This window comes from Paenibacillus sinensis, from assembly GCF_019904155.1.
Taxonomy (GTDB): domain Bacteria; phylum Bacillota; class Bacilli; order Paenibacillales; family Paenibacillaceae; genus Paenibacillus_AQ; species Paenibacillus_AQ sinensis.
The window spans coordinates 19,008-39,482 of the sequence record NZ_JAHCMB010000231.1; the positions used below are offsets into that span (position 1 = coordinate 19,008).

Below are 20,475 nucleotides of genomic sequence, written 5' to 3' on the forward strand. Positions count from 1 at the left end.
CCTTAAATTAGGAAAAAGTTGAATCATAAAAGAAAAACCCGGAATTGATCGGAGAAATCAGGTCCGGGTGGTTAATGATTACAAATAATCAATCGTATGCGACAGATTGGTAATCGTTCTTGCTCATGACGCGCTTGGCGCCAACATAGCGGCTGGCCCAGTAAGACTGGCTCAGTGAGCTGATTGTAACACCGTGCGAGGAAGACGAGTTGGCGAATTTGCCGTTGCCGACATAAATACCAACGTGGGAGACGCCTCTTCCTGTCGTATTAAAGAAGACGAGATCGCCGGAGCGAAGTTGACTGCGCGATACGGAGGATCCCACATTGTACTGCGCTTGAGAAGTGCGGGGAAGCGAAAGTCCGAGCTTCGTGAAGACATATTTGGTATAACCCGAGCAGTCAAAGCCGGCCGTTGTTGTGCCGCCGGTTTTATAGGAGATTCCGATTGTTTTAGAAATAACAGTATCCATCTTGGAGTCTGCGAAAGCGCTTCCGGTACCTAATGTGAAAGCCATCACAACACCCAACGCAGCGGCTGCGATTTTCTTCTTGATCGATTGACCTTTCAATGTGAAGTTCTCCTTCCAAATGCCTGCGTGGTTAGCTTAAGGATTCGGTTTGAAGGTTCCCTATGACCCCTCTGTTACGAGATCAATTCACCCAAAGAAATGGTTCCCCCGCTCCCCGGTGCCCAGGGATTTGGCTTGTTGTGCACCTCAATATGAATTCGACGTTATAATACAATGGTCGTCAAAATAACTTATCTTTTTAAAAGATTACAAACTTGTTACCCTCAACACAAGCCTCATTGTAGCAGAGGTTTTCTCGTTTGGCAAATCCTTTTCGTCCGAGGAAGAGATTGGAGAGAGGGAAATCAAAGAAGAGTTCAGATTCCCGTCAAGGATTCTGAACTCTTTTTATTGGAAAATAGCATAAATGAAAGGGTTTTCCAGAGGGGTTCAAGAGGATAATCGTTCTCCACGCCAAGTATGATATTGAGAGGCAAGTCCCCACAGGCCGAATACGAGCGAGGGCAGGGGAGCAAGCTGTCTGATAAGCAGGGCGGGGAAGCCCGGGAACAGCAGGCCCGCGGCGGCGCTGATCGCAACGACGAGCAGGATTCCGCCGCCCATTAGAATTCCGATGCCGGCCGCGGAGGGGAACCGGCGAAGGGCGGTAAGCAGGGACGGCAGGATACCGGTCTCTCCGGTGTATCCGAACTGCATGTACAGCAGCAGCAGCCGGATCAGCCACACATATAACAACCAGACCAGGAAGGCGGAAATGGCCTTGACCAGGAGTGCTGATCCGCTTGGAGAAGTGTGAAGAAGCCGCAAGCCTGCAGGGAGCAGCCAGTACAGAGGGAGAAGGGTGAGTATCCATTCGATCACGCTGAAGAGCAGGATCGGCAGCCCGTACTTCTTCATGCCGGGAAAAAAGAATAGACCCCGTTCTCCGCGGCTCTCCTGATGCAGCTCATACAACAGCCCCGCACGAATGAAAGGCGTAAGGAGCAGGCGGACGGCAGCCAGAATCAGCAAGGTCCACAACCAGCGCATCACGGCCGGGTCATGGATCAGACCGAGTTGGGCCTCCACCGAGTACAGCAGTCGGCTGGACGCGCTGCCTCCGGCATTCTCCGAAGGGTAGCGCAGCAGGGCCGGTACGACCGCCGATCTTATGAAGCGGTACAGGCAGTATCCCCAGAGCAGCCGGTAGAGAAACAGCAGAATCAGGATATAGAGCTGCTCTTTTACGCTTTTCCAGCCACAGGCGATCCAGTTTCTCATGACTTCACCTCACCATCCATAAATTCCGAGCACAGCTTCAAGTATGTTCGCCAAGCTAAGCGTCCAGCGGGAGACGGCAGCCGTCGGAAGTGACGCCTTCCGGAAATTGTTCATATGCTTCGTCTCAAGCACAACATTATGGCCGGGATCGATCTCGGCCGAGAGCAGGGGAGACGCCGAGACGATCTTGAACGAAGTGCGGCTTCCCTGGCCGTCCCAATTTTTGATTACCGCATGTCCGTCCTGGAAGGTGAACTTGATGCTGACCCCGGGATAGAAGCTCCCTTTGTTGGCGACGGTGACTATGGACTCGCTGTTCCCGGATTTGTCGCGTGATACCGTAATGTTCTCCACAGCGAAGTCGGGAGCGCCCTGTCCGTAGACATACCGGTCAAAGTAATCCTGCCAGGATTTGCGGGTCACCTTTTCCACGATTTTTTGAAAATCGGCGGTGGACGGATGGCGGAAACGGTAGGTACGCGCATAGGTGGACATGATCATGTCCATCGTCTTCGAGCCGACCTGATGTTCGATATCCTTAAGCACCAGCTTGCCCCGGATATAGACATTCTGGGTATAGGCGTCCGAGCTGCCATATTTCCAGGCGTCCAGCGTCAGCGGCTTGGGCGACGTCACGAGGCTGGCCTGCAGCGGAAGGTTGGGGAACAGCCCGTACTCCTGCCCCATCAGGCGGTCCTCGGCGTAGGAGGTGAAGCTCTCATCAAGCCAGGCCTCTTCAAATTCGTTGCTGGCCACCATGCCGTAGAAAAACTGATGGCCGATCTCATGGATGACGGTCCGCTCCAGTGATGTGTCGGGATTGCTGCTCTCGGCCCCGAACGCGGTGATGAGTGTCGGATATTCCATCCCCCCTGCGCCGTTGCCTGACAGTGGAGGGACGACGATGGACAGAGTCGTGTAGGGATAGGGGCCGTACCACTTGCTGAAGGCGCTCAGTGCGGCCTCCGCCGCCTGGAAATAGCGCTCCTTAAGGTCTTTGTGCAGCGGGTCGAGGTACAGCTTGATTTTGACCCCCGGAACTTCGGGCGAAGAGAAGGCCTCCTCGGCGTAGACAAAATCCGGAGAAGCGGACCAGGCGAAATCATGAACATCGTCGGCATAGAACTGGTATACTTTGCGTCCGCCGGATATTTTGGGATTCTTGACCGCGAAACCCGTAGCGGCGACGGTATAATCGGCGGGTACGGAAATGGCCACGCTGTAAATGCCGAAATCGCTGTAAAATTCGGAATTGCCGTGATACTGGTGCAGGTTCCAGCCTTCTTCCTTGGCTCCGCGTGTGCCGGCAGGCTCATATACGCTGATCTTGGGGAACCACTGACCCGCCATGACGAAGCGGCCCGATTGGCCCATGCGGGCAAAGATTTGGGGCAGTGCGACCTGGAACTGGAGCTTCAGCGTCACGCTCTCTCCGCCGTTCACCGGCTGGGGAAGATGGATTTTGACAAGCGTGCGGTCGTTCGCATTGCCGTCATCGGGGCGGACATACTGCATCCGGTGGAGCAGTGAGACTCCGGTCTCCGTACGGACGTCGGTGAGGGTCATGGAGCCGAAGCCGTTCTCGGGCATGGTGTCGCCGCGCAGCTTGCCTCCCGATTCGGCCATGAAGGTTGTGTCCTTCGAGCTGAAAGCGTTCGGATAGAGATGGAAGTACAGGTCGCTAACCGGATTCTTGCCGGGATGCGTCCAGGTTACCGTCTCGGTCGCAGTCACGGTGCTTGCATCGTCCGACAGCTCCGCCCCGATATGGTATTCGGTAACCCGCCGGCTTAGGGCCGGAGCAGATGCGGGAGGCTGCGCCTCGGGCAGAGTGGACTTGGCAGCCGCCTCCTGGCGGGAGCCGGAGGGGGACTTGGCCGTTTCGGGCGCAGAGACAGGCTGTGCCGCAGGTTCTAGTCCGGTCTGGGATGATGATGGCGGCGCCCATAGGCCCGTCCCGAGCAGAAGGCAGAGGGCGGCCGGAACGGCGATAAATAAGGTGGTGCGGAATCGTCGCTTCATAGAGTAATTCCTCCCGTGACAAGCTTCTACGGGATGTATATGTTGGCATCGGCCGTAATATTAGCTAAAATTAAACTGGGTTTGCCCGAAGCAAGAGGAAAGGGAGGGAGCGCGATATGAGCATGGAAGACAAGCAGCCGGAAGGCAAGAAGCAGATTGCTTTAAATATTGTGAACGCGAAGAGCAAGCATAAGGGTTTCGGAGCGGGCTCGATCGATCTGAACAACGTGTCTCCCGTCATTATTGACGACGGCGAAGCCGTAATCGATATCGGCGCGATGCATGCCAAGAGCAAGGTGGAACGCGGCATCAAGTTCACCCCGAATCGGGAGGAAGCGCCCGGGGGAAGACAGGTCTGGGTGGTCTGGGTCGCTGTGGACCGGACACCGGAGGGCCAGCATTACGCAGGGCTTACCGCTTGCGAAATGTGGATTGACAGCGAAGCCAAGCGGGGATGGAAGATACTGGCCGATCATGTGAACAAGCTGGATCGGGCGCTGAAGCGGCGGATTGACGTCACAGGGCTCGGCTCCAGGGAGAAAGCGGCGCTGAAATCGCTGCTCATGTCCCACAACGAAGACTGGTGGAATGGCTCGCCCGAGGAACTGAAGCAGGCTCTGGAGGCTTGAAACAGCATTCCCTGTAGACACAAAGGCACCGCGGATTCCTTGATGATCAAGGAACGCGGTGCCTTTTTTGAAGGGAGGCGCACTGGGGTGGAAGCCTGTCCGGCGCGCTCGCCTATGTATTGCGGGTACGTGTTCGTAGTCACGGCCGGGCTATCGGCCGCTTCCCAGCTTTCGCTTCAGCTGGCTGACTCTGGCCTGGCTGATGCCGAGAATTTCGGCCAGTTCCTTCTGGTTGGCTTCGGGATGCTCCTGTATCGTCTGCTCCAGCCGTTCGCGGAGCTCATCCGATTTGGTCCGTTTCCTGCCGCCGCCAAGGCTATCGGCCTCTGCGGACGAGGACTCTCCCTCATCAGGCTGAGCGGCCGGCGCATACGACTCGGGTCCCGGATTCGTCAGTTCGCTGAGACAGCGGCTGCAAATAAATTGATCCCTGAAATAGGTGACGTTGTCCAGACTTCTGCAGAAGGTGCATTCGGTCGAGGTGTATTTCCGCAATACGATGATATGATCGTCCAAAATAAAAAACTCGATAGGATCCCCGATTTCAATATTGCGTGTCATGCGGATTTCAACGGGAACTACAATGCGTCCAAGGTTGTCTAAACTTCGGATCATGCCTGTATCCTTCATCCCATGTCCCTCATTTGCTTATTCGGATTTGGTTGTTTTTATTGATTATAACAGTAATTGGTTATAAAGATAAGGGGGGTAAATTATAGGTAAAATGGATCTTCTGTTCTTTAACAAATGAAGTCCACTCAAATGAAAGCGCATCCCCCGAACGTCCGGCATAGCTTAGCCCGTCTCCTGGATAATCGATCTCGGTATCCGGATAAGCCTCCAGCCATGCCTGATCTTCCGCGCTCAGGAGTTCATGGTACAGCATAACGCTGACGCCGGTTCTGCGGTCAATCAGGAATAAAGTTCCTTTTTGGAATGCCCGTACCAGCACAAAGTCTGTATCAATGGCCTCCACTGCGTAAGCGTCGTCGACGCCGGTTATTTCCGCCAGATTGTAGGTTTTATAGATATGGCCGTCCGGATTGACGAGTCTTAAGGTACTCCCGCCCATCATCACCAGATTGCCCTGGAAGGCAAAGACATCCTCTTTGAGGCCGGTCATGCGCGGGTTCCAATAATGGGTGACGCCCTGGCGGTTGACAGAGCCTTCATACATCAGCAGACGCCAACGGGTATTGCTTAAGTGGGGCTCTCCGCTGACATTATGAATGTCGATGGCATAGCTCGCCTCATTGATTCTTCGCGCGGACATGCTGACCCAGTCCAGACCGGAGGCTTGAATGGCCCCTGCGAGACGGGGAATCATGCCGCTCCGGCCGCTGTACAGCACACCGTGTTCCCGGTTCAGCCAGAACAGCTGCCGGTCTGCCTGGGTAAGGACATACCTGGAGGTATAGGGAATGGAGAACGTGCTTCCCCCTTTCCAGGAAATCGGCATTCCGAACGCCTTGGAGAAGAGCTTGTCAGATACGTATGTCACACCGCTTCGGACCAGGGTCTCGCCGCCCAACATGATCACGCTGCCGGAGGCGGTGTAGGCTTTGGCCTGGCCCGGCTTGAGGCTGACCGCCTGATATAGTCCGGTAACCTCCAGACTTCGTTTATCCGGATTCCACAGAAGCTGCAAATCCATAAAGGAGGAGAGATCTCTTAGAGGAATGTATAACGTTCCATTCTCGCGAAATCCCGAATGATCGAGCGTAACTTCATTCGTGGAGGCAGTGCTCTGCGCAGAGAGAGTGGATGATAGGGCGGGCGCGGCTCCTGCCGGGGCCGGGACATACAGCAGCAGTGCCAGGCTGGATACCGCAGCCAGAGCGGAGGTCATACGAAAGATTCGGTTTCGGATCATAAGCAGGTTTTACCTCTTTTCCGTCTCCGGATCGTTCCGGAGCATGTATAGGGATCATCATTATTAAGACGATGTTAACTGTAAAAAAGTTGCAGTTTTTTGCCGGCCGAGGGGCAACGCCCGCGCAAAAGCCCCTCCGCCATCAGGCCTATAGGAGGGGCTTCTTCGAAATATAAAAACGCACAGTACCATAAATACACCCGTCAAGCGTTAACCGCTGGATCTATTTATGTTTCTACCCGCCTGGAAGCAGCCGAAATGCAGCGGCCCTCTGCATTTTTGCTATGTCCAGAGGAAGGTTTCGGCGTCAGGATCATGGACAGAGACGTAAGGGTTATCCCTGAGATAGAAGCGCCAGGGCAGCTGCGCATACTCTTCAGCATAGGCGATGTTGATGCGGGGAGCCTGGACGGCACCCGGCGCGCGGGGATCGCCGCCGCATTCCAGCCAGAGCGGACCGCCAGGTTGGTCAATGCGAAGCCCATTCAGGCTCCGGTCGATCCGGAGCGCCTTCGCCAGCTTGCCTGGCCCTCCCGACAGATCGGAGGGCTTCCGGATGGCCGTTCCCCGGTTGGCGGCCATCAACGATGCGTCCCGGGGAGTCAGCGGCTCCACGGCGCGAATCAGGACGGCGTGAGGGTTATCCGCCTCCGCCGTCACCACATTGAAGCAATTATGCATGCCGTAAATGAGGTATACATAAGCCGTTCCTCCGGCGCTGAACATCGGCTCCGTCCGTTCGGTCCGTCTTCCGCCGTAGGCATGACTGCCTTTATCCTCGGCTCCGCCATAGCTCTCCGTCTCCACGATCATGCAGCGGATATCACCGTCCTCAGTGCGTCGAACTAGATGTTTCCCGAGCAGCAGAGGGGCGGCCTGAAGCGCGGGCAGGGTATAGAAAGAGGCCGGCAGCGGGCTGCCGGGAATGAAACGCAGATCCAAATCCATAGAGCAGAGAGGCACCTCCTTGAAGCGGACGGGCGCAGGCCCGCCTCTGCCGGGCATGAAGATTCGCTCCTGACAATAATTCGCTCCTAAACATACAATGGCTCTATGGTAACTGTTCCTCCAGGCCGTTGGCAAGCGTCCGTCCTAGGGAACGCCGGAATCCGTCAAGCTCTGCCGTCAACCGCCGAGCGTCCACAAGCGCCTGTTAACGCACCTAATAACTGTCAAGACACGCCCGTTATCCGGCAACCATATGCGAAGCGCCCGTCAGGGCATCAGCCAAGCCTCGCCGCTACCCGTCAAGCCTCTTCGTCCCTCCGCCAATCGCCGTCAAGCGGGATAAGGCTTGCGGCAGCCGGCCAGCGCGTGCCTTGTTAATTCAGCCACCAGCGCTTCAGATCGCCCCACCAGGAGTGGCTCTCCTCCGTGTCTTCCTTGGCGCCAGTTGCGTTCTTGCCCGCCTCCTCCGCCGGCTGTCCTTTTCCGTGCCGGTCGCAGATTTCGGTCGGCTCCGTTCCCGCGATAAAGGTCTCTAGCACTTTGTCCGGGCATGAGGCGGTCGCCAGCTTGCCGCTTTCCGGATCGATATAGACGCTGACCACGCCATCCGGAATCGTGAAAATCTTCGGCGGCACATTCTCCAGCGCCGTCTCCGTATACTGGGCAAAGATCGGAGCGGCCCTCCGGGCCTCCGTCGTTGTAATGTCGCGCCCTTTGTCGTACCCGACCCACACTGCGGTCGCAAGCTCCGGCGTGAAGCCGACCATCCACGCATCCGTGTCCGTCGTGCCGGTCTTGCCCGCTACAGGCCGCTTGATAAGCGAAGCGACGCGGTTGCCCGTGCCTCCCGTCTCGAATACGCCCTCCATCAGCCGGGTCAGCACATAAGCCGCTGCCGGCGACACGATGCTCTCCCCCTGAGCCTGCGGAGCTTCATACCGCACATTTCCCTGCGCATCCGTAATTTTAAGAATCGAGGTAGCCGGCATCTTGACGCCGCCGTTCCCGATCACCGCGAAGGCGCCAGCCATTTCCAGCGGGCTGACGGGCGAGGCGCCGAGCGCCAGCGACGGGACATCGACCAGCGGGCTGTCGATACCCATTTTTCGAGCCATTTCGATAACTTTCTCCGTGCCCACCTTCATGATCGTATTGACCGCGTAAATATTGTCGGAGGCCGCGATCGCCTGGCGCATGTTGATTTCACCAAGGTATTTATCCCCGAAATTTCGGGGCTGGTACGTCTTGCGGTTATTGTCGTAATGGAACAGGGTCGGCTGGCTGTTGAACACGGTAAGACCGGTCATCGCCTTTTCCGACAATGCGGTCAGATACATGATCGGCTTGAAGGACGATCCAGGCTGGCGCGTCGTGGCCAGAACATGGTTGAACTGGTTGGTCCGGTAATTAACGCCGCCGACCATCGCTTTGATAAATCCGGTTCTCGGGTCGATTGACACGAGACCTGTCTCCAGGCCACCGGCTCCGTCCATCCCATGGGCCACCGCCTGCTCGGCCGCCGCCTGCATGTCCGGGTCCAGCGTGGTATAAATGTTCAAGCCGTCCATCTCCAGCTCGTCCTGACTCATGCCGAGCAGCTTGGCTGCTTCTGCACCGACGTAGTCGCGGAAGTATGGGGCGGTCAGGGAAGCGGCCTGCTCTCCCCGCGGCTTCAGGTTCCACTGCTCCGCTTCGGCCTGGTCGGCCTCGGCCTGCGTGATTTCACCAAGGTCGACCATGGCCGCGAGAACGATGTGCTGACGCTTCCTGGCGTTATCCGGATGGGTGTATGGCGAATAATAAGTCGGTCCCTTAGGAATGCCGGCCAGAAGCGCACTCTCGGCCAGATCAAGCGAAGCCGCCGGTTTGCCGAAATACATCTCGGAAGCCGCATCTATCCCGTAGGCGCCGTGACCGTAATAGATTTCATTCAGGTACATGCGAAGAATGTCGTCCTTGCTGTACTTCATTTCAAGCTGAAGCGTGTACATCGCCTCCTTTGCCTTACGGGTCCAGGTCTTCTCATGCGACAGGTACAGATTGCGTGCCAGCTGTTGGGTTAGCGTGCTTGCGCCCTGGGAGCGGCTCCCGTTCTCCAGATTGACAAGGACCGCACGGCCCATGCTTCTGAAGTTGAAGCCGGTATGCTCGTAGAACTTGCGGTCCTCGACAGCGAGTGTGGCCTGGATCAGCAGGGGAGAAATCTCCTTTAATCCCACGGGATGATGGCTCCGATTGTCAGGGGAGAAGACAGTCAGCACATTTCCTCTGGCGTCCAGCAAGCGGGAACGGGTATCCTCAGGCACCTTCGGCAGATCTTTATGATATAGATACCCCAGCAGCGCAGCGGAGAACAGAAGCAGGAAGACGGCGGCGCCCAGAATCAGCCGGAAGATTCGGCGCAGCCGGCTTTTGCGGCGTGATGACGGGCCTTGGGACTGAAGCGGCATGGAAACCAGGCTCCTTTATCGTGAAAATGGTGGGTTTGCATTCAGGGTCTTTTTTACCATTATGGGGAAGGAAAAGCCGGGATATTCATGCGGCAGCGGGTAGATTCCGGCATGGAATGCGAGCGATCTGTAATTGAAAGTGAAGATTTTGATCCCTTTTTGTGATCTTTGGCGGTGGATGCCCCTGGCGGGAATACGATATACCTGAAAAGGGACAGGGTAATGAATAATAGGAGGCGAATTGGATGAACAAGATGAATGTACGCAAAATGAACATGCTGCTTGCTGCCGCGCTGGCCATCCTGCTGGCGCTCCCCGGATGGAGCTTTGGAGCTTCGGCAGTGAAAGCGGCCCAGGCTCCGGCCTCTGAAACCGGTGATCACGGACTGCTGAAGAGCCTTCAAGAGAAAGAGCTGAAGGCTGGCTCCGGGCCGCTTGCCTTCAACGATATTGAGTTTCTCAGCGCCACTACGGGCCGGGCGGCCGGGAACGGGTTCCTGATCGGGACCTCCGACGCCGGCCACACTTTTCAGACGATTTATGAAGGACAGTGGTCCTTCAGCGATATCGATTTTCCCGATAATGTATACGGCTGGGCGCTGGCGTCGCTTGAGCAGGGGGAGACGGGCCGTTATCTGATCGCGACGCCGGACGGCGGTTCTCACTGGAAACGGCTGTCGGATCACCCCGTGACCTTCGGCCGCGTCGATTTCAGCGACCGTCTTCACGGCTTCGCTTACGACTGGGCCTTCGTCTACTACACAAGTGACGGCGGCAAGACTTGGAGCAAGCTGACGACGCCGGCCAATACCCGCGGCGCCTACTTTGCCAGCAGAAGCACAGGCTGGGCGGTGACGGTGGCGGCGGGAGACGGATACCGCATCATGAAGACGACGAACGGAGGCAAGACCTGGAAGACGACGCTGAAGTCGTCCTTTGATGATCCGGGTTACGCCGAGGTGTATGCGAGCGGCAATCAAGTCTGGGCGGTTCTGTATGGAGGATTTGGGATGTCTCAGACCTCCTATTCCCTCTACGCAAGCGGGGATGGCGGTGCCAGCTGGCGGCGTGTCATCGCCCAGTCCACGGCAGGCGGCGGCCCGGCCCCGGGCAGCGGCAAGAGCGGACTTCCGAAGGGGCCGGTCTCGGGCAAGCCGGGAAATATGCAGCTGGCGGGCGGAGGAGCCTTCCTGCTGGGCTACTCGCCGGCCGGCGAAGAAATCGGCGTAGGACGGTCCTATGACGCCGGCAAGACGTGGAGCAATCTGCCGGGAATCCCGGGCTATGACGGCAAAATTTCGTTCACCGGAGCGAAGAGCGGCTGGCTTGCCGACAGAGGCCCGGACGGTTCCTCGCTGTACATGACGCAGGACGGCGGAGCGACCTGGAAGCTGAAATTCAGATTTGCCGCCAAGTAAGCTTGATGTCTGATTGACTTTAAGCAGACGGATGCCGCTCAATAGGAAAATATCGTCAACCAAGCAGGGCCGCCATCCCCCCGGGGAGGGCGGCTTTTGTATTATCAGGCTTATCAGGTCGGCCGGTTATTGCCGGTTGGCCTGTTTTTTGACTGTTTGACGATGGCGGGCCAGGCCGGGAAAATGCGGCGGCTATTTCAGGGAAACGGCAATTGTGCATTCGGAGATTCCCAGGTACCGGCGGGCTTCGCGTTATCCCCGTCCGTATGTTAAAATTCTACATAATCAACAAGCGCCCGCAGATCGCCTCCGTTGCTGGAGTGCGGCCGCTATATAACAATCCAGGGGAGGACCACATAAATGAGCTTTCGGGTATCCGCAGTGCAGTACCATTTGCATACCATCGCTTCATTTGAAGAGTTCGCTGCCCAAGTTGAGCATTATATCCGGACGGCGGAGGAATTCGCCGCCGATTTCATTTTATTCCCCGAGTTTTTGACTACTCAGCTTATGTCCATTGGAGATGATCAGGGCCGGGCACTTGGCATAGAGAATTTGCCGGACTTTACCGATCGCTACCGGGAGATGTTCGCCGGCTTCGCCCGGAAATACGGGGTCCATATTATCGGGGGCACCCATGTGCTGAGACGCAACGGGAAGCTGTACAATGTTGCGCATCTTTTTTATCCCGACGGACAAATCAAGGAGCAGGCCAAGCTGCACATTACCCCTGCCGAGGTCGAAGGCTGGAACATGGGGGCGGGAGAAGGCCTTGAGGTCTTTCAGACGGAAAAAGGCACGATAGCCATGCTCACCTGCTATGACATCGAGTTCCCGGAAATCGTGCGGATGGCGAGAGCCAAAGGCGCGGACGTGATCTTTTGTCCATCCTGCACAGACGACCGCCACGGCTTCCACCGGGTGCGGTATACAAGTCATGCCCGGGCGATCGAGAATCAGATCTACGTGGTGCTGACGGGAACGGTCGGTTCCCTGCCTACGGTCGATCTCATGCGGGCGAATTTCGGACAGGCGGCTATCATTACGCCTAACGATATTCCGTTCCCTCCGAAGGGACTGCTGGCTGAAGGCGAGATTAACGGCGATATGATCGTTACGGCCGATCTGGATTTGGAGCTGCTGTACCGTGTGCGGGAACGGGGCTCGGTTACGACCTGGCGTGACCGGAGAACCGATTTGTATACGGATTGGAACTAGGAGGAAGATACGGATGTACCGAAAGGCCTTTTATGCCATGGACCGCGCCACGCCGGTTCCGGCTCTGATCCGCAATTACGGTGAGGCCGATTTTGCCGGACTTATCGAGATTCAGTCCGAAGCGTTCCCGCCGCCTTACCCGAGCGATTTATGGTGGAATGAGGAGCAGCTTGCGAGCCATACCGCCCATTTTCCCGAGGGCGCGCTCTGCATCGAGGTGAACGGCGAGCTGGCCGGCTCCGTTACCTCTCTGCTTATGCACTACCGGCCCTTGGGCAAGGCGCACTCCTGGTCGGAGGTAACGGATGACGGCTATATCCGGAATCATAGGCCGGATGGGAACTCGCTGTACGTCGCCGACATCTGCGTCCGGCCGACATACCGGAAGCTGGGGCTCGGACGGGAGCTGATCGCCTCTCTGTACCATGTCGTTGTGCAGCTGGGGCTGGATCGGCTGTTGGGAGCCGGACGGATGCCGGGCTATCACCGGCACGCCGCAGGGATGACGGCAGAGCGGTATTTGGAAGAGGTGGTAGCCGGTCGTCTGCAGGACCCGGTCATCACCTTTCTTCTGCGGTGCGGCCGAACGCCGCTCGGCGTGGCCGAAAATTACATTGAGGATGAGGAGTCGCGGAATTACGCCGCACTGATGGAGTGGCGGAATCCTTTTAAGGCGTGAGACGTATGTCCTGAGGCAGGGATGGGGCCGGGGCGCAGTCACCCCGTGTTGCTCATTCGGTGGAACTGGAACGGCTGCGTTCTATTTTCCGTGTCATATTAATGAAAGAATTAAATGAAAGAATAATAATGAAGGAACCGGAAGAATCCGAAGAATCGGATAATTTCATCTATAGTAAATCTATCCTTAGGGGAGAGGTGGCAGCGCTGATGAACTATACAAGAGTCAACGCCATTCAGGACCCGCTGTTCGCGGGGCTTCACAAGCTGATGTCGGATATTTTTCCGCCCGAGGAAGTGCTGGCCTTCGATCTGTGGGAGGAACCGCTTGAGGACCCTGGCATCCGGGTGTTCGTAGCGGTGCATGAAGGCGAGGTCGTAGGGGCGACCGAATACCGGTATTACTCCGACTGGAACGTGGCGATGACCGATTTTACAATTATCGGACGGGAAGGACTCGGAATCGGACGCTTTCTCGCTCAGAATCGGATGAAGGATCTGAATGCGCTGGCAGAGGAGAACGGCACGAAGCTTCTCGGCATGTTCGCCGAGATTTACGACCCCTATCGTGCGGATTACAGCTTCGGGGGCATCAAGCCGATGGACCCCTTTGTCCGCCGCGAAGTGCTGTCGCATCTCGGGTATAAGCGCATCGATTTCCCGTATGTCCATCCCTCCTGGCAAGGAGACGGAGAGGCTGTGAGCGGTCTTGACCTCTGCTTCATGCCCGGCGATGATGAGATGAGCCATATCCCGGCGGCGCTGGTGGCCGACTTCCTGACCCGCTATTACTCGGTGCTGCCGGACAAGCCGAAGGCCTGGGAGGATATGGTGGCGAGCCTGCGAACCCGGCAATCGATCACCCTGCTGCCTCTGTAGCAAGAGCCGCCTGAAGCGGCGATATCGCAATGTTCATGGAATCTGGCGATTGAATTGCTCCGGCGAACTGGATATAGTAGTACAATGGAAGATGTCCGTGCTTGATCGTGAAGGCGAAGCAGGCCAATGAAGTGGAGGTGCCCGAAATGTCTGATCAGCGTCCGGATAAATACGGCGTTTCCGTTACGCTTGCCAGTCGGCACGAGGGAGAGACCAATGTCCTGAATGTCATTGGTGAAGCCTTGATTAAGGGGCGGCAGCTGTTCATCCGTTTTGAAGAGCCTGGAGAGGGGCCGAAAGGTCCGGCAGAGACGGTTCGGACAACGGTTAAGGTTATGGAAGAAGAAATTCGGATTATCCGCCACGGCGGCGTGCAGTCCGAGCAGTCCTTCCGGCCCGGAAGCCGGCTTCCGGGATTTTACCGGTCTCCCTACATCCAGTTTAATCTCTCTACTGAGACGAGCGCATTTGGCATTACGCGTGAGGGGCGTTCGCTGACGGCTTCCTGGGAGTATGAGTTATTCGTCTACGACGAGCCGTCGGGACAGTTCGCCATTAGTTTGCATATACAGGAGGAACCTTTAGTATGACACAAAGTCAAAATCCGCTTGCCCAGATTAATGAAAAAGTGCAGGCGGCCATTGCCGACGCGGTGGTAGCCGCCGGTCTTGTCCAGCGGGAGGAGCTTCCGGCTTTCGTGCTGGAAGTGCCGAAAGACAAGGCGCACGGCGACTTGGCGACTAACGCCGCCATGCAGCTTACGAAGATCGCGAAGCGGAATCCGCGGCAGATCGCCGAAGCCATCATCGAGCATCTGGATTCGCAGAGCGCGTCGATTGAGAAGGCAGAAATCGCCGGGCCCGGCTTCATCAACTTCACCTTGTCGAAATCGTATCTCTTTCCGGTAATCGCGCTTGTCCATGAGCAGGGCGACAATTACGGCCGGATTGAGACGGGCAAGGGGCAGAAGGTTGAAGTCGAGTTCGTCAGCGCCAACCCGACGGGAAGCCTGCATCTGGGACATGCCCGCGGCGCGGCTGTAGGCGATGCGCTGTGCAACGTGCTGGATTTTGCGGGTTATGAGGTAACGCGCGAATACTATATTAATGATGCGGGCAATCAGGTCAACAACCTGAGCAAATCGATTGAGGCCCGTTATCTGCAGGAGCTTGGACAAGAGGCCGAGATGCCGGAGGACGGCTACCACGGCGAGGACATCAAGGGCTTCGCCAAAGAGCTGGTCGAAGGGAAAGGCGACTCGCTGCTTACGATGGCGCCGGGCGACCGCGCCGCGTTCCTCCGCAACTACGGTCTTGAGAAGGAACTCGACAAGATCAAGCGCGACCTGGCCCGGTTCCGCGTCTCCTTCGACATCTGGTACAGCGAGACATCGCTCTACGAGAACGGCCAGGTGCTGCGCGCGCTGGATCAGCTTCGCGACCGCGGAGAGGTGTACGAGCAGGACGGCGCAACCTGGCTGCAGACGACCAAGTACGGAGACGATAAAGACCGCGTGCTGATCAAGAACGACGGGACCTATACGTACCTGACGCCGGACATCGCCTATCATAGCGATAAATACGCCCGGGGTTACAATAAAATGATCAACATCTGGGGCGCCGACCACCACGGCTACATCCCCCGGATGAAGGCTGCCATGGCCTCGCTTGGCAACGATCCGGACAAGCTGGTTGTGCTGATCGCCCAGATGGTCAGCCTGTTCCAGGACGGCGAGAAAGTGAAGATGTCCAAGCGGACCGGCAAGGCTGTCACGATGGAGGATCTCATGGACGAGGTCGGCATCGACGCGATTCGCTATTTCTTCACCATGCGCAGCATGGACTCGCATCTGGACTTCGACATGGATCTCGCGGTTTCGACCTCGAACGAGAATCCGGTGTTCTACGTGCAGTACGCCCATGCGCGCGTCTGCAGCGTCTTCCGCCAGGCCGAAGAGCAGGGCATTGTGCTGTCAGACCCGGCGTCTGTCGATTTCTCGAAGCTGTCGACGGAGCACGAGTACGCGCTGCTGCGCAAGATCGGCGAGCTGCCGTCCGAGATTGCGCTTGCAGCCGACGGCTACGCGCCGCACCGCCTGATCCGCTATGTGTATGAGCTGGCGTCGCTCTTCCACAGCTACTACAAGGCGGAGCGCGTCATCACGGATGACGCGGCCCAGACGATCGCGCGCCTCGCGCTGCTCGGCGCCGTGCGCCAGACCATTGCCAACGTGCTGCGCCTCGTTGGCGTCAGCGCGCCCGACCGCATGTAGGGCGCGAATGCCCCTGCCGGGCCGGCCTTCCTCATCGAAGGCGCCCGGCCGCTTGCAAGAAAGCCGCTCCCGCTTCTGAATCTTCAGCGCCGGGAGCGGCTTTCTTGCGTTAAGCGCCCGCCGAGCCTTGCGGCGGGCTATTCCGGCGCGCGCGGCTCCGCAGGGCGGGCGCGTGCCTTGGTGCGTGTGCCGATGCGGAGCAGGCGCACGGCGTCGAGCGCGCCTCCGCCGAGCCGGGCGCGCTTCTGGCCTCCCCGCAGCATCAGCGGCACGGTGCTGCGGCGGAGGGCGAGCTTCAGCTCCCGGGGAGTTATCCCGGGACGCAGGGCGAGCAGCAGGGCGGAGGCTCCCGTTACATGGGAGGTCGCCATGGAGGTGCCGCTCATCTCCTTGTAGCTCTCCTTCAGCCAGCAGGAGGTCACTTTTTCGCCTGGTCCATACACATCGATATAGCTGCCCCGGTTGCTGAAAGAGGCGACGCGGCGCTTGCGGTCGATCGCCCCCACGGCGATTGTCTCCGGATAACGTGCCGGATAATCGCCCCCGCGCTTGCCGTCGTTGCCTGAGGAAGCGATGATCGGGATGCCGGCCCGGTAAGCTTTGACGACTACCTCGTGCAGCGCTTTGCTCCGGGTCTTCATTCCGAAGCTCATGTTGATGAGATCGATCCGGTTCTGCACGCACCAGTCGATCCCGAGCACGATGTCGGAGACATAGGCGGCTCCGCTGTGGTCGAAGGCCTTGACCGGCACAATAATAGCTCTTGGGGCGACGCCCATCATGCCGCTCAGGCCGCCCGAAGCGGCGAGCGTACCGGCGATATGGGTGCCATGGCCGTTGTCGTCGATGGGCAGCATGCCACGGTGCAGCAGATTGATGCCCGAGGCCAGAGAGGCCTTGAGGTCGGGATGGAGGAAATCGACGCCCGTGTCGATCAGGCCGATTTTGATATGAACGCCGGTGGATCTGGACCAGGCTTCCGGGGCCCGGATTGCCCGGACGCCCCAGGGAAGGGAGGAAGGAGGGGTCTGGGAAGCTGAGGAAGAAGAGTACGAGTGGATCTGAATCCGCGAATCTTCCTCAACGGCGATCAGACCGGCGTATTTGTGCATCAGCTTGAAGGCTCCGGCGGCCGGGACGATAAATGCCCGGATCAGCGGGGAAGCCTTGACCCTGCGAAGCGCTGCCCGCCGCGCCTTAAGCTGCTTCCATTGCGCAAGCGCGCCGGCAAACTGGCGGGAGTTATGGAAGGTGAGGATGCGCCGTTCCCCGCTGGGGCCGGCCGCGATTTCTTCATGCACCGACTGCCAAAAAGCGTAATAGTCCATAGTCAGCCATCCCCTCTTGTAGCCTTGCTTCCATATGGTATGTGAACGGGGCGGGGGCCGCATGGGAACTTGCCCTTTTTTGGCGAAATGGGCCGCCTGTCGTGTCAAACGAAGGCCGGAAACATACAATAACACAGGAGGCTAAAGCCCTCCTGCGCAGCACAAGCCGCAAGGAGCTTATCCTTGGCGCGGATACAGTCAGGTGCGGAGGATTTCCTCCGCCTTTTCATGTGTTGAGAAAGACCTGCCCTGCGCCTGGACAGGCTGCCCGGATTGGACTTGCATTTTGTTCCCAAATAGGTTTTACTTAGGTTTGTTAATGGATATAAGCGTGAGAGGAAGTGTCCCATAAATTGAGTACGCCACTTAATTTGAAGCTCGATCCCGAGAAAATCAAAGAAATGCCGATGGTCGATCTGGCTTTTCTGATTTTGAAAGCGGCCAATACGCCGTTCTACTACCGTGATCTGATGGCTGAGGTAGCCAAGATGCGCGGCATGACCGATGAAGAAATCAACGACACGATTGCCCAGTTATATACCGAAATCAATATCGACGGCCGTTTTGCCTGCGTTGGAACCAATCTGTGGGGCCTGAAGCGCTGGTATCCGCTGGAGCGCTCCGATGATCCGGTGGCCAACTCCAAGCGTCCGCGCATCATCAATGACGAGGACGACGATCTCGACGATGATGATTTTACCGAAGAAGAGGATTACTCCGGCGACGACGACGATTTCGATGCCATCGACGAGGATCGCGACGATCTGTACTCCGACGATGACAGCGAAGAGGAAGTTGACGACGACGTTGTGATCGACGATGAAGATATGGACAACGAAGAACTCGACGAGGACGAAGAAGAATCCGACGAGGACGAAGAAGAAGAAGAGGATTCGGACGAGGACGAAGAGGATAAATATTAAGCCTGATACTGGCGATAATTCTTCCTTGACATTGATAAAGCTGGCAGAGTAAACTAATTGTTGGGCTTATGATGAAAGTCAATTCTATATTTTCAAAAATAAAAAGTGCCCCCGGTTCTGCGGGTGTCACTTTTTTGTTTTTTAAATAGCGCTTTGATACCGGAATATACGGTTTAAGGCTCCTTTGGGCGAAGGAAGGCGGCTTTTCTTTTTTTCGTTTTGACGTAGCGCAAACGGGTTACGATAACATCAAACGTCGCCTGAATTTACGGATATTATTTAGGAGGGTTAATGCATTGACAAAGTACATTTTTGTAACGGGTGGCGTCGTGTCCTCCCTTGGCAAGGGAATCACCGCTGCTTCGCTTGGTAGGTTGCTCAAGAACAGAGGTCTTAAAGTGACCATCCAAAAATTCGATCCGTACATCAACGTGGACCCGGGAACCATGAGCCCTTATCAGCACGGCGAAGTGTTCGTAACGGATGACGGGGCGGAGACGGACCTTGATCTGGGCCACTATGAGCGGTTTATCGACATCAACCTGTCCAAGAACAGCAATGTCACGACGGGCAAAGTCTATTCCTCGGTTATCAGCAAGGAGAGACGCGGCGAATACCTGGGCGGTACAGTACAGGTTATTCCGCATATTACGAACGAAATCAAGGAACGGGTATTCCGCGCCGGCCGCGAGACGGGTTCGGATGTTGTTATTACGGAGATCGGTGGAACTGTCGGTGACATTGAGAGCCTGCCCTTCCTGGAAGCCATCCGTCAGATCAAGAGCGATATCGGCCGGGAAAATGTAATGTACATTCACGTAACCCTGATTCCTTATATCAAGGCAGCGGGTGAAGTGAAGACGAAGCCGACCCAGCACAGCGTCAAGGAACTGCGCAGCATCGGTATTCAACCGAACGTGATCGTCTGCCGGACCGAGTATGAATTGTCCGCGGACATGAAGGCCAAGATTGCGCTCTTCTGCGACATCGATGCGAACGCGGTTGTGGAATGCCGCGACGCTTCGACGCTCTATGAAGTTCCGTTGAATCTGCGGGATGAAGGACTTGACGAGATCGTCGTCAATCACCTGAAGCTGACGACGCCCAAGCCGGATATGCGGGAATGGGAAAGTATGCTGGAGCGCATCAACAAGCTGGAACGGAATGTCGAAATCGCAATCGTCGGCAAATACGTGGCGCTGCATGACGCTTACCTCAGCGTGGTGGAATCCCTCTCCCATGCCGGATTTGACGCGAACTCCGAAGTAACGATCCGCTGGGTGAACGCCGAGGAGATTACCGATGAGAACGTGGCGGACAGGCTCCGCGGCGTCGGCGGCATTCTCGTGCCGGGCGGCTTCGGTGACCGGGGGATCGAGGGCAAAATTTCTGCGATCCGCTATGCCCGCGAGCAGGGCGTGCCGTTCTTCGGCATCTGCTTGGGAATGCAGGTATCGGTCATTGAGTATGGCCGTTCCATTCTTGGACTGGACCGGGCCAACAGCTCCGAGATCGACCCGGGCACACCGCATCCGGTTATCGACCTTCTGCCCGAGCAGAAGGATATCGAGGATCTCGGCGGAACGATGCGTCTGGGGCTCTATCCCTGCAAGCTGCATCCGAACTCCCTGGCTATTTCCTGCTATGGAGAGGAGCTTGTCTATGAGCGCCATCGCCACCGGTATGAATTCAACAACTCCTACCGTGATCAGGTCGAGAAAGCGGGCCTGCTGATTTCCGGAACGTCCCCGGATGGACGTCTTGTCGAAATCGTTGAGCTTCCGGGACATCCTTGGTTCCTGGCTGTACAGTTCCATCCGGAGTTCACATCCCGTCCGAACCGTCCGCAGCCGCTGTTCCGCGAGTTCGTCAAAGCTTCGCTGGTTCATTCGGAGCAGCTGTAAGGAAAGGGATTTCCGGATTAACCGCCGGATGAAATCACCATGAAGAGAAGGGCTCCTTTATCGGGCAATGTCATTAAGTTTAGCTCAAAGACAAGAACGACAATAGAAATTGGAACCAAAACGGCATGGGAATGAGTCCTG

17 protein-coding genes and 1 riboswitch are annotated in these 20,475 nt (G+C 56.9%); of the genes, 9 read left to right on the forward strand and 8 right to left on the reverse strand.

From position 1 onward, the window contains the following. Nucleotides 1-88: 88 nt before the first annotated feature. The 3 genes from KIH86_RS27730 to KIH86_RS27740 all read right to left on the reverse strand — a co-directional run bounded on the left by KIH86_RS27730 (nucleotide 89) and on the right by KIH86_RS27740 (nucleotide 3,814). Nucleotides 89-556 carry a C40 family peptidase gene (locus KIH86_RS27730; protein ID WP_223088507.1) on the reverse strand — a complete coding sequence of 156 codons (468 nt, stop codon included), beginning with the start codon at nucleotides 554-556 and terminating at the stop codon, nucleotides 89-91. Between the two features lie 20 nt (nucleotides 557-576). Next, a riboswitch (cyclic di-AMP (ydaO/yuaA leader) is annotated at nucleotides 577-717 on the reverse strand. Nucleotides 718-961: 244 nt separating this feature from the next. Next, nucleotides 962-1,792 (reverse strand): hypothetical protein, encoded by an 831-nt coding sequence (locus tag KIH86_RS27735; RefSeq protein ID WP_223088491.1) that lies wholly within the window; start codon nucleotides 1,790-1,792, stop codon nucleotides 962-964. Nucleotides 1,793-1,801: 9 nt separating this feature from the next. Further along, nucleotides 1,802-3,814 (reverse strand): M1 family metallopeptidase, encoded by a 2,013-nt coding sequence (locus KIH86_RS27740; RefSeq protein ID WP_223088492.1) that lies wholly within the window; start codon nucleotides 3,812-3,814, stop codon nucleotides 1,802-1,804. A 122-nt stretch (nucleotides 3,815-3,936) separates the two neighbouring features. Here KIH86_RS27740 and KIH86_RS27745 point away from each other — a divergent pair, with 122 nt between their 5' ends. Further along, nucleotides 3,937-4,443 carry a YwhD family protein gene (locus tag KIH86_RS27745; protein WP_223088508.1) on the forward strand — a complete coding sequence of 169 codons (507 nt, stop codon included), beginning with the start codon at nucleotides 3,937-3,939 and terminating at the stop codon, nucleotides 4,441-4,443. A gap of 150 nt (nucleotides 4,444-4,593) precedes the next feature. On the opposite strand, the gene KIH86_RS27750 is transcribed toward KIH86_RS27745, so the two are convergent. From KIH86_RS27750 to KIH86_RS27765, 4 genes are all read right to left on the reverse strand, one after another. After that, complete coding sequence (locus KIH86_RS27750; protein ID WP_223088493.1) at nucleotides 4,594-5,073, reverse strand: AbrB/MazE/SpoVT family DNA-binding domain-containing protein; 480 nt, start codon at nucleotides 5,071-5,073, stop codon at nucleotides 4,594-4,596. Between the two features lie 61 nt (nucleotides 5,074-5,134). Further along, a complete protein-coding gene (locus KIH86_RS27755; protein ID WP_223088494.1) occupies nucleotides 5,135-6,316 on the reverse strand; it encodes a copper amine oxidase N-terminal domain-containing protein in 1,182 nt (393 codons plus the stop codon). Between the two features lie 282 nt (nucleotides 6,317-6,598). Further along, entirely contained in the window at nucleotides 6,599-7,264 is a 666-nt protein-coding gene (locus tag KIH86_RS27760; RefSeq protein WP_223088495.1) for a DNA-3-methyladenine glycosylase, read from the reverse strand. Between the two features lie 374 nt (nucleotides 7,265-7,638). Then, nucleotides 7,639-9,714 (reverse strand): transglycosylase domain-containing protein, encoded by a 2,076-nt coding sequence (locus KIH86_RS27765; RefSeq protein ID WP_223088496.1) that lies wholly within the window; start codon nucleotides 9,712-9,714, stop codon nucleotides 7,639-7,641. A gap of 245 nt (nucleotides 9,715-9,959) precedes the next feature. Between KIH86_RS27765 and KIH86_RS27770 the strand changes: the two genes are divergently transcribed. The 6 genes from KIH86_RS27770 to argS all read left to right on the forward strand — a co-directional run bounded on the left by KIH86_RS27770 (nucleotide 9,960) and on the right by argS (nucleotide 16,179). Next, nucleotides 9,960-11,132, forward strand: a complete 1,173-nt coding sequence (locus KIH86_RS27770; RefSeq protein ID WP_223088497.1) for a WD40/YVTN/BNR-like repeat-containing protein — start codon at nucleotides 9,960-9,962, stop codon at nucleotides 11,130-11,132. A 360-nt stretch (nucleotides 11,133-11,492) separates the two neighbouring features. Further along, complete coding sequence (locus KIH86_RS27775) at nucleotides 11,493-12,350, forward strand: carbon-nitrogen hydrolase family protein (protein WP_223088498.1); 858 nt, start codon at nucleotides 11,493-11,495, stop codon at nucleotides 12,348-12,350. Nucleotides 12,351-12,363: 13 nt separating this feature from the next. Next, the gene (locus tag KIH86_RS27780; RefSeq protein ID WP_223088499.1) at nucleotides 12,364-13,029 is read left to right on the forward strand and encodes a GNAT family N-acetyltransferase; all 666 of its coding nucleotides are present in this window, start codon (nucleotides 12,364-12,366) and stop codon (nucleotides 13,027-13,029) included. Between the two features lie 209 nt (nucleotides 13,030-13,238). Beyond that, nucleotides 13,239-13,907, forward strand: coding sequence for a GNAT family N-acetyltransferase (locus KIH86_RS27785; protein WP_223088500.1), 669 nt, complete (start codon nucleotides 13,239-13,241; stop codon nucleotides 13,905-13,907). Nucleotides 13,908-14,053: 146 nt separating this feature from the next. Further along, complete coding sequence (locus KIH86_RS27790; protein ID WP_223088501.1) at nucleotides 14,054-14,497, forward strand: DUF1934 domain-containing protein; 444 nt, start codon at nucleotides 14,054-14,056, stop codon at nucleotides 14,495-14,497. After that, nucleotides 14,494-16,179, forward strand: coding sequence for an arginine--tRNA ligase (gene argS, locus KIH86_RS27795; RefSeq protein WP_223088502.1), 1,686 nt, complete (start codon nucleotides 14,494-14,496; stop codon nucleotides 16,177-16,179). The genes KIH86_RS27790 and argS overlap by 4 nt, the downstream gene beginning before the upstream one ends. Before the next feature lie 137 nt (nucleotides 16,180-16,316). Here the strand turns inward: argS and KIH86_RS27800 are convergent, their stop codons facing one another. Then, nucleotides 16,317-17,507 (reverse strand): S8 family peptidase, encoded by a 1,191-nt coding sequence (locus KIH86_RS27800; protein WP_223088503.1) that lies wholly within the window; start codon nucleotides 17,505-17,507, stop codon nucleotides 16,317-16,319. A gap of 353 nt (nucleotides 17,508-17,860) precedes the next feature. Between KIH86_RS27800 and rpoE the strand changes: the two genes are divergently transcribed. Beyond that, nucleotides 17,861-18,430: a DNA-directed RNA polymerase subunit delta gene (gene rpoE, locus KIH86_RS27805; protein ID WP_223088504.1), complete on the forward strand. Its 570-nt coding sequence runs from the start codon at nucleotides 17,861-17,863 to the stop codon at nucleotides 18,428-18,430. Between the two features lie 296 nt (nucleotides 18,431-18,726). Further along, nucleotides 18,727-20,334, forward strand: coding sequence for a CTP synthase (locus KIH86_RS27810; protein WP_223088505.1), 1,608 nt, complete (start codon nucleotides 18,727-18,729; stop codon nucleotides 20,332-20,334). Nucleotides 20,335-20,475: the final 141 nt, after the last annotated feature.

What these genes read in the sequence shown, in the direction of transcription:
- KIH86_RS27770 (WP_223088497.1), top strand. Translation starts at nt 9,960, where the DNA reads ATGAACAAGATGAATGTACGCAAAATGAACATGCTGCTTGCTGCCGCG.
- KIH86_RS27800 (WP_223088503.1), bottom strand. Translation starts at nt 17,507, where the DNA reads ATGGACTATTACGCTTTTTGGCAGTCGGTGCATGAAGAAATCGCGGCC.
- KIH86_RS27765 (WP_223088496.1), bottom strand. Translation starts at nt 9,714, where the DNA reads ATGCCGCTTCAGTCCCAAGGCCCGTCATCACGCCGCAAAAGCCGGCTG.
- KIH86_RS27735 (WP_223088491.1), bottom strand. Translation starts at nt 1,792, where the DNA reads ATGAGAAACTGGATCGCCTGTGGCTGGAAAAGCGTAAAAGAGCAGCTC.
- KIH86_RS27750 (WP_223088493.1), bottom strand. Translation starts at nt 5,073, where the DNA reads ATGAAGGATACAGGCATGATCCGAAGTTTAGACAACCTTGGACGCATT.
- KIH86_RS27790 (WP_223088501.1), top strand. Translation starts at nt 14,054, where the DNA reads ATGTCTGATCAGCGTCCGGATAAATACGGCGTTTCCGTTACGCTTGCC.
- KIH86_RS27755 (WP_223088494.1), bottom strand. Translation starts at nt 6,316, where the DNA reads ATGATCCGAAACCGAATCTTTCGTATGACCTCCGCTCTGGCTGCGGTA.
- argS (WP_223088502.1), top strand. Translation starts at nt 14,494, where the DNA reads ATGACACAAAGTCAAAATCCGCTTGCCCAGATTAATGAAAAAGTGCAG.
- KIH86_RS27775 (WP_223088498.1), top strand. Translation starts at nt 11,493, where the DNA reads ATGAGCTTTCGGGTATCCGCAGTGCAGTACCATTTGCATACCATCGCT.
- KIH86_RS27785 (WP_223088500.1), top strand. Translation starts at nt 13,239, where the DNA reads ATGAACTATACAAGAGTCAACGCCATTCAGGACCCGCTGTTCGCGGGG.
- KIH86_RS27745 (WP_223088508.1), top strand. Translation starts at nt 3,937, where the DNA reads ATGGAAGACAAGCAGCCGGAAGGCAAGAAGCAGATTGCTTTAAATATT.
- KIH86_RS27780 (WP_223088499.1), top strand. Translation starts at nt 12,364, where the DNA reads ATGTACCGAAAGGCCTTTTATGCCATGGACCGCGCCACGCCGGTTCCG.
- KIH86_RS27740 (WP_223088492.1), bottom strand. Translation starts at nt 3,814, where the DNA reads ATGAAGCGACGATTCCGCACCACCTTATTTATCGCCGTTCCGGCCGCC.
- KIH86_RS27760 (WP_223088495.1), bottom strand. Translation starts at nt 7,264, where the DNA reads ATGGATTTGGATCTGCGTTTCATTCCCGGCAGCCCGCTGCCGGCCTCT.